Below are 8,358 nucleotides of genomic sequence, written 5' to 3'. Positions count from 1 at the left end.
GTCCCGCCTCCGCGCGATCGTCCCGCTTCCGCGATATCGCGCTCGCTCGCGTGTGACCTACTTGCTCGCGGCGAAGCGCATCAGGGCCTGCTCGTCGCCCTGCTTGATCTTCCCGGTCTCGTTGATCACCTGCAGCTTCCAGGCCCCGCCGACCCGGATCGCCTTGGCGACGGCGCAGCCGTTGTCGTTGCTGAGGAGGCTCGGCCAGATGTCCGCGACCTGCTGCGTGCTGCCACCGCTGGCGTCGTACACCTTGAAGCTGATGTTCCGCGCCTTCTGGAAGGAGCTGCTCTTCTTGTAGGCGGCGGCCACGAAGACGATCGAGGTGATGTTCGCCGGGACACGGGAGAACTCGACGGTCACGGTCTCGTCGTCACCGGCGCCCTTGCCGGTCTGGTTGTCGCCGGTGTGCACCAACGAGCCGTTGCCCAGCGGGTCCAGGGAGTCCAGACCGGCCAGCCGGACCGGGTCCGAGCCCTGCATGGCGATGGCGATCAGGTCGAGGTCCGTGCCGGTCTTCTGGCGCAGCTTGCCGATCAGTCCGCCGCTGCTGCCGACGGTGGGGTCCCAGGACACACCGATCGACAGGTGGGTCACTCCGTCGAGATCCGCCGGGCCGTCTTCCTTCGTAAGCGTGATCATGCCTGTTCCTCTTGATCGTGAGAATGCCTGTATGCAGTGTGCCTGCCCCGTGTCACACCACATAGCCCGGGACCCACGCGAATCACCAGATCCCCGCACCGCTCGGGTCACAGGCGCCCTGATACGCCCATCGGGCGATCCGTCCCGTCGCTGCCATCCGTCCCGTCGCCGCCATCCGTTCCGTCACCGCGAGGAGGCTCACTGCCCCGTCTGGATGTCCCCCCGCGTGGAGGACGCGATCGTCTCGCGGTGGGCGAAGTCGCCCGGGGGGATGCCGGGGTGATGGCCGAGGCGGGTGGACGGTTCGGTGGCGGACGGGTCGAGGGTGAGGCGGGAGACGATGCGGTAGCGGTCGCCGCGGTAGATCGAGTGGACGTATTCGACGGGGCGGCCCGTGGTGTCCGAGGTGAGCCGTTCGAAGAGCAGCGCCGGGGACAGTTCGGGGACGTCGAGCAGTTCGGCCTCGGCGCGGGTGACGACGGTCGGCTCGATGGCCTGGACGGCCTCCTGGACGTGCACGCCGTGCTGTTCACGCAGGTGCTCGTAGAGGTCGCCGGCCTCCAGTTCCTGCGCGGACAGGGTGGGGACCAGATCGGCCCTGATGTGCAGGTGCTCGATGGCCATCGGGGCGCCGTCGACGAGGCGCAGCCGTGCCACGTACACGATCTCGGCGGCGGGTGACATCCGCAGTCTGCGGCCCACGCGTGCGCCGGCCGCGAAGGTGGTGAACTCCAGCAGGCGGCTCGACCAGGTGCCGGAGGCCTGAGGTGCCGTCATGCTCTGCTGCCCGGAGACCAGTTCCTGGGTGATCTTCTCGGGCGCGACGAACATGCCCCGGCCGTGCTCCCGCACCAGGAGGCCCGCGGCCACGAGTTCGTCGACCGCCGCGCGCAGGGTCGGGCGGGACACTCCCAGACGGGCGCACAGGGAGCGCTCGGAGGGGATCGCGTCGCCCGGGCTGCGTGACTCGACGAGGTCGAGGATGAAGTCGCGGACCCGCTCCCGTTTCAGCACCGCACCCGATGCGTCTTCCCTCATGCCGCTCCCACCCTCGTACCGCTCCCCCTCATGACGCTCCCCCCATGCTGTCGCCCTCATGCCGTCGTGCGCGAGCTCCCCTTTACCAGTTGACCAGTTGTCGCGCGCCCTGTCACCCCTGGTCGGGCGAAGTGTAACCGCTGTCTATGGATCGACGCGCGAGTTCCGGACGGCATGAGGCCCAACAACCCATGCAGCAGAAGGGGTTGACGTCCCCGATTGGTCTATGCCAGTTTCATCCCCGCATCGAGAGGTGAGCTGTCCAGTGGGCTTCACTGGTCAGGTGGTCTGCTCATGTCCTCCAGAGGTGAACCGTGAAGCTCCGCTTGTTCGCCGGTGTGTCCGCGCTCGTCGTGACCGCCGGGCTGAGTGCCTGCAGCAGTTCCTCCGACGCCTCCGACGGGCGCACCGCCATCGACGTCTGGCTGATGCGCGACAGCGTCTCGGACCAGTTCCAGAAGGACTTCGTGAAGGGCTTCGAGGCCGCGCACCCCGACATCGACGTCAAGGTGCAGATCCAGGAGTGGGACGGCATCGGCGAGAAGGTCACGGCGGCCCTCGCCAGCAGCGACGCACCCGACGTCATCGAGACCGGCAACACCCAGGTCGCCCAGTTCGCGCAGAGCGGGGGCCTGCTCGACCTCAGTGACAAGGTCGGCGAACTCGGCGGGAAGGACTGGCTCAAGGGCCTCGCCGAGCCCGGCGCCTTCGAGGGCAAGCAGTACGGCATCCCGTACTACGCCGCCAACCGTGTCGTCATCTACCGCACCGACCTCTTCGAGAAGGCGGGCGTCGACCCGGCCGCGATCAGGACCCGTGACCAGTGGACCGCCGCGACCAGGAAGCTCAACACCGGCGGTACGCAGGGCATTTATCTGCCCGGCCAGAACTGGTACACCCTCGCGGGCTTCGTCTGGGACGAGGGCGGCGACCTCGCCACCGAGTCCGGCGGCAAGTGGCAGGGCGCTCTGGACACCCCCGAGGCCGTCCGCGGCATGGAGTTCTACAAGAAGCTGCAGGCACTCGGCAGGGGCCCCAAGGACTCGGACGAGGCCACTCCCCCGCAGGCGGACGTGATGGCCAAGGGGAAGGTCGCCCAGATCATCTCGTCGCCGGGCGGCGCCAACACGGTCGTGGAGAACAACCCCGCGCTCAAGGACAAGCTCGGCTTCTTCCCGATCCCGGGGAAGACCGCCGACGCTCCCGGCGCCGTCTTCACCGGCGGCTCGGACCTCGTCATCCCGACGGCCTCCGCGAAGCAGGACGCGGCCTACACGTTCGTCAAGGAACTCACCGGCGACACCTGGCAGAAGAAGCTCGCCGTCGCCATGAGCTACGTACCGAACAAGACCACCCTGTCCGGTGCGGTCGCCTCCGATCCGGGCGCCTCGGCCATGGCGGTCGGCGCCGCCGAGGGCCACGCCACGCCCAACACCCCCGGCTGGGCCGCCGTCGAGGCCAAGAACCCGATCAAGGACTACCTGACCGCCGTACTCACCGGGGGCGACGCGCAGAAGGAAGCCACCAAGGCGTCCGAGGCCATCACCACGGCGATGAACTCCGGCACCTGAGCCGGCCCGGCCCCTCAACCGTCCTCGCACCGGCCGTCCGTGCCGGTGCCGCGCTGGAGGAAGTGTGCCGTGACGGCCGTCCGAGAGCAGACCGCGCACCACCCCCCACCGAGCGCCGGGCGCCCCCGGCGCTCCCCCGGACGAGGACCGCGCCGCCCGTCGAAGGACGGCGGGCCCGGCGCCTGGCCGTACCTTCTGATCGCGCCCGCCGTCCTCGGCACGCTCTACCTGCTCGTCTATCCGCTGGTCCGCGCGGTGGTGATCTCGCTGCAGGACTTCGGACTGCGTCAGCTCATCCTGGGTGACGCGCGGTTCGTCGGCCTCGACAACTACGGGACGCTGCTGGGTGACAGCCGCTTCTGGGAGGTCGTGCGCCGCACCTTCCTCTTCATGGCGGTCAACGTCGCCCTGATCATGGTGCTGTCCACGCTGGTCGCGCTGATGATCGAACGGCTCGGCCGGTTCGGCCGGTTCGCGGTCCTCAGCTCGCTCGTCCTGACCTGGGCCATGCCCGTCATCGCGGCGACCACCGTCTTCCAGTGGCTGTTCCACTCGGAGTTCGGCATCGTCAACGCGGTCCTCAAGGACCTGGGGTTCGCGTCCTTCGACCGCTACGCCTGGTTCGCGCACGGGCCGGCCGCCTTCGCCATCCTGGTCGCGCTCGTCGTGTGGCAGTCCGTGCCGTTCGCGGCGATCACCCTGTACTCGGCCCTCACCACCGTCCCCGTCGAGCTGTACGAGTCGGCGCGGCTCGACGGGGCGTCGGGGGCTCGAATCTTCCGGTCCATCACCTTCCCGGTCGTGCGGCCGATCTTCCTGCTGGTGTTCTCGCTCGAAGTGATCTGGACGTTCAAGGCGTTCGTCCAGATCTGGGTGATGACCAACGGAGGCCCCGGCGACGCGACCACGATCCTGCCCGTGTACGCGGTCCAGACCGCCCTGTCGAGCCAGCGGTACGACCTCGGGTCGGCGGCCTCCATGGTGACCGTCGTGCTGATGTCGGGCGTGCTGGTCCTCTACTTCCGCCAGATGTTCCGCCAGGAGGACGAGCTCGCATGAGCACGACCCGCCCCCGTATGCGCCGCATCCCCCTCAACGCCGCCGCCGTCGTCACGGTCGTGCTCTGTCTGTTCCCGGTCTACTGGATGGTCGCGACCGCGTTCACCCCGGCCCGCGACATCCAGTCCGACACTCCGCGGCTCGTCCCGCGGACGTGGACGCTCGACCACTTCCGCACCGCTGTCGGCGCCGACGGTTTCGGTCTGTTCTGGCGCAACAGCCTCCTCGTCACCCTGAGCGCCGTCCTGCTCTCCCTCGTCGTCGCGCTCGGCTCCGCCTACGCGGTCGCCCGGATGCGGTGGAAGGGGCGCCGGCAGTTCATGCTCATGGTCTTCATCGCCCAGATGGCGCCCTGGGAGTCACTGATCATCCCGGTCTACATCATCTCCCGGGACACCGGCATGCTGGACCGGCTGCCGACCCTGACCCTCGTCTACTTCATGATGACCCTGCCCTTCACGGTCATCGTCCTGCGCGGCTTCATCGGCACGATCCCGCCGGAGCTGGAGGAGTCCGCCCAGGTCGACGGCTGCACCCGGCCCGGCGCGTTCCGGCACATCGCGTTCCCGCTGCTGGCACCGGGCCTCATGGCCACCTCGCTCTTCGGCTACATCACCGCCTGGAACGAGTTCGCCTACGCCAACTTCCTCATCATCAAACAGCAGGACAGCCGCACCCTGCCCGTGTGGCTGTCCTCCTTCCAGAACGTGTTCGGCACCGACTGGGGCGCCACCATGGCCGCCTCGACCCTCTTCGCGGCCCCGGCGCTCGTGGTGTTCCTGCTGCTGCAGCGCCACGTCACGTCCGGCTTCGCCTCGGGCGCGGTCAAGGGCTGACCCCCGCCACTCCCCCCATGTGCTCCCCGTGTACGCGGCTGCACTCAGCTCCGGAGGCCATCCGTGCCCGCACAGCCACCCGCACCCACCCTGATCCCCCGCCCGGCCCGGGCCGCGTTCCGGCCAGGACACTTCACGCTCGACGCCGACACGACGCTGCGGATCGGCGAGGGCGCCGAACCCGCCGCGGACCTGCTGCGTACCCTGCTCGCCCCCGCCACCGGGCTGCCGCTGCACCCGTCCACGGACGGGCGGTTCACCCTGGCCCTCGACCCTGGCCCCGGTGGGCCGGGCGACCTCGGTGGCGTGGGCGGCTTCGGTGGCCTGGGCGGCTTCGGTGGCCTGGGCGAAGAGGGATACGTACTCACCGTCGCCCCGGACACCGTACTGCTGCGCGCCGCACACCCCACCGGTCTGCTCCGCGGTATCCAGACGGTCCGTCAACTCCTGCCCCCGGAAGCCCTGTCCGCGGATCCGCAGCCCGCCACCCGGTGGTCGCTGCCCTGCGCGGACATCGCCGACGTCCCCCGGCACCCCTGGCGCGGCGCAATGCTGGACGTGGCACGCCACTTCCAGCCCGTCTCCTATCTGCGCCGGTACGTCGACCTGCTCGCCCTGCACAAGATCAGCGTCTTCCACCTCCACCTCACCGACGACCAGGGCTGGCGCATGCCGGTCGCCGCCCACCCCAAGCTCACCGAGATCGGCGGCCATCGCGCCGAGTCGCAGCGGGGCCCGGCCGGCAGCGGCACGTACGACGGAGTCCCGCACGGCGGCGCGTACACGCGAGGCGAACTGACCGGCCTGGTCAGGTACGCCGCCGACCGTGGTGTCACCGTCGTGCCGGAGATAGAGATGCCCGGGCATGTACGCGCCGCCCTCGCCGCCTATCCCTCCTTGGGCAACCACCCGGAGCGGACCCTCGACGTGTGGACGCGCTGGGGTGTGTGCGACACCGTCCTCGGCGTCCACGACGAGGTCCTCGACTTCTGCCGCGGTGTCCTCGACGAGGTCATGGACGTCTTCCCGTCGCCGTACATCCACCTCGGCGGCGAGGAGTGCCCGACCGCCGAGTGGACGCACAACGCCGCCGCGCGGGAACGGGCGGCGGCGGAGGGCCTACCGGGTCCCGAGGCGCTGCACGGCTGGTTCCTCGGGAAGGTCGGCGAGCATGTCGTCCGGAACGGGCGCAGGCCGGTCGGCTGGGCCGAGACCGGCGCCGAACTGCCTCCCGAGTTCACGGTGATGACCTGGCGAGACCCGGCCCACACCCTGACGGCGGCCCACCGCGGCCACTTCGTGATCAACGCCCATCACCGGGCCACCTATCTCGACTACGCCCAGTCCGAGGACCCGGAGGAACCGCAGGCCCAGCCCGGAGCCGTCGTCGATCTGCGCGCCGTCCACGCCCACGACCCGGTGCCGGAGAACGCGGACGCCGAGGCCGCCGGGCGGGTGCTCGGCACACAGGCCCAGCTGTGGACCGAGTTCGTCCCGACGCCCGCACACATCGAGTACCTCACCTATCCGCGGCTGTGCGCCCTCGCCGACCGCGGCTGGAGCGGCGCCACCGAGTGGTCCGACTTCCGCTCCCGGCTCGACGGGCACACGGCCCGGCTGGACGCACTCGGCGTCCACCGCCACCCCTGACCTCACCCCCTAACCCCGTCCCCTCCCCCCGACCCGTCCGTTTCCGGGAATCACCCCACCTTTCTGGAGAGGAACCACCATGAGATTCGCGAAGAACCGGCTGCGCGCCACCGCCCACACCGCCGTCGCGGTGGCCATGGGCGCCGCCGCACTCACCGCCCTTCCGGCCACCGCGAGCGCGGCGGCCGACGGACTGAGCGTCCAGTACCGTACGAGCGCCACCGGAGCCGGCGCCGACCAGGCCGAACCGTGGTTCAAGGTGAAGAACACCGGTACCGCGACCGTGCAGTTGAGCAGCGTCAAGGTCCGGTACTACTTCAAGGCCGACTCGGCGAGCGCCACCTATCGCTTCGCCTGCTCCTGGGCCGTCAAGGGCTGCGCCAACGTCACGGGCACCTTCGGCACGCTCGCCAACCCGACCGCCACGGCCGACCGCTATCTGGAGATCGGCTTCACCTCCGGGGCAGGGTCGCTCGCCCCGGGCGCCGACACCGGCGATCTGCAACTGCGCTTCTACCAGTCGACCTGGGCGGCACTGAACCAGAGCGACGACTACTCCTTCGGCGCCTCCCAGACCTCGTACGGCGACTGGTCCAAGGTCACCGCGCAGCTGGGCGGCGCCACCGTGTGGGGTCAGGCGCCCGCGGGCAACGGGCCGACGGATCCGCCCACCGACCCGCCGACCGACCCTCCGGCCGACGCCGCCACGCTGTTCGACGACTTCAACTACAGCGGCTACAGCGACCCGCGGATCTCGGCGAACGGCTGGAACGTACGCTCCAACTCCGGTGGTCCCGGCGTGCCGGGCGCGACCTGGGCGCCCGACAAGGTCACCTTCGCCACCACGGGCGGCAACTCCATCATGAACCTGGAGACCTCGACCGCCGGCACCGCGGCGAGCACCAAGCAGACCGAGATCCTCACCAAGGCGACGAAGTTCAAGAACGGCACCTACGCGGCACGGGTCCGGTTCAACGACGCGCCCAAGTACGGTCCGGACGGCGACCGCCTCGTCCAGACGTTCTTCACCATCAACGACCTCAAGGCGCCCCTGGCGGACGACTACTCCGAGTACGACTTCGAGTACCTGCCCAACGGCGGCTGGGGCGAGCCGTCCAACATCCTCTACACGACGTCCTGGGAGACGTATCAGGCCGAGCCGTGGGTGGCGGTCAACGAGCACACCGAGGCGAGGCAGAGCTTCAGCGGCTGGCACGACCTGGTGCTGACCATCGACAACAACAGCATCAAGTACTACATCGACGGGCAGCTCTTCGGTACGCACGGCTCCGCATATCTGCCGGAGCGGCCCATGTCGATCAACTTCAACCAGTGGCTGATCGACCTCGCGGGCCAGACCAGCACCACCGCGCGGGCGTACGACCAGCAGGTGGACTACGTCCTGCACGTGAAGGACCAGGTCCTCACACCGGCGCAGGTCACCACGAAGCTGAACGCCTACCGCAGCGCGGGCACCACCTTCCAGGACACCGTGCCCGGCAGCTGACCGCCCGTCCGTAGTCAGTCGTCAGTCTCGTCAGTCGTCAGAAACCGACGTCCGC

Annotated in this window: 7 protein-coding genes; 5 read left to right on the top strand and 2 right to left on the bottom strand. The window is 69.5% G+C overall.

Going from position 1 to position 8,358, the window contains the following annotated elements; all coding sequences use genetic code 11:
* Positions 1 to 57: 57 nt before the first annotated feature.
* Positions 58 to 642, bottom strand: coding sequence for a TerD family protein (locus ACFWGJ_RS38590; protein ID WP_366781532.1), 585 nt, complete (start codon positions 640 to 642; stop codon positions 58 to 60).
* Positions 643 to 840: 198 nt separating this feature from the next.
* Positions 841 to 1,680 carry a GntR family transcriptional regulator gene (locus ACFWGJ_RS38585; RefSeq protein WP_387333624.1) on the bottom strand — a complete coding sequence of 280 codons (840 nt, stop codon included), beginning with the start codon at positions 1,678 to 1,680 and terminating at the stop codon, positions 841 to 843.
* Between the two features lie 314 nt (positions 1,681 to 1,994).
* Between ACFWGJ_RS38585 and ACFWGJ_RS38580 the strand changes: the two genes are divergently transcribed.
* From ACFWGJ_RS38580 to ACFWGJ_RS38560, 5 genes are all read left to right on the top strand, one after another.
* Positions 1,995 to 3,251 (top strand): extracellular solute-binding protein, encoded by a 1,257-nt coding sequence (locus tag ACFWGJ_RS38580; RefSeq protein WP_387333623.1) that lies wholly within the window; start codon positions 1,995 to 1,997, stop codon positions 3,249 to 3,251.
* Positions 3,252 to 3,320: 69 nt separating this feature from the next.
* Positions 3,321 to 4,310 (top strand): carbohydrate ABC transporter permease, encoded by a 990-nt coding sequence (locus ACFWGJ_RS38575; protein WP_387333622.1) that lies wholly within the window; start codon positions 3,321 to 3,323, stop codon positions 4,308 to 4,310.
* A complete protein-coding gene (locus tag ACFWGJ_RS38570) occupies positions 4,307 to 5,146 on the top strand; it encodes a carbohydrate ABC transporter permease (RefSeq protein ID WP_387333621.1) in 840 nt (279 codons plus the stop codon). Before ACFWGJ_RS38575 ends, ACFWGJ_RS38570 begins: the two co-directional genes overlap by 4 nt.
* Positions 5,147 to 5,209: 63 nt before the next feature.
* Positions 5,210 to 6,796, top strand: a complete 1,587-nt coding sequence (locus ACFWGJ_RS38565) for a beta-N-acetylhexosaminidase (RefSeq protein WP_387333620.1) — start codon at positions 5,210 to 5,212, stop codon at positions 6,794 to 6,796.
* A gap of 79 nt (positions 6,797 to 6,875) precedes the next feature.
* Positions 6,876 to 8,303: a cellulose binding domain-containing protein gene (locus ACFWGJ_RS38560; protein WP_387333619.1), complete on the top strand. Its 1,428-nt coding sequence runs from the start codon at positions 6,876 to 6,878 to the stop codon at positions 8,301 to 8,303.
* Positions 8,304 to 8,358: the final 55 nt, after the last annotated feature.

This window comes from Streptomyces sp. NPDC060205, from assembly GCF_042728395.1.
In the GTDB taxonomy this organism is placed as follows: Bacteria; Actinomycetota; Actinomycetes; order Streptomycetales; family Streptomycetaceae; genus Streptomyces.
The sequence above is the reverse complement of the archived record's forward strand: the minus strand, read 5'-3'. Positions and strand labels throughout refer to the sequence as shown.

What these genes read in the sequence shown, in the direction of transcription:
- ACFWGJ_RS38585 (WP_387333624.1), bottom strand. Translation starts at nt 1,680, where the DNA reads ATGAGGGAAGACGCATCGGGTGCGGTGCTGAAACGGGAGCGGGTCCGC.
- ACFWGJ_RS38560 (WP_387333619.1), top strand. Translation starts at nt 6,876, where the DNA reads ATGAGATTCGCGAAGAACCGGCTGCGCGCCACCGCCCACACCGCCGTC.
- ACFWGJ_RS38590 (WP_366781532.1), bottom strand. Translation starts at nt 642, where the DNA reads ATGATCACGCTTACGAAGGAAGACGGCCCGGCGGATCTCGACGGAGTG.
- ACFWGJ_RS38570 (WP_387333621.1), top strand. Translation starts at nt 4,307, where the DNA reads ATGAGCACGACCCGCCCCCGTATGCGCCGCATCCCCCTCAACGCCGCC.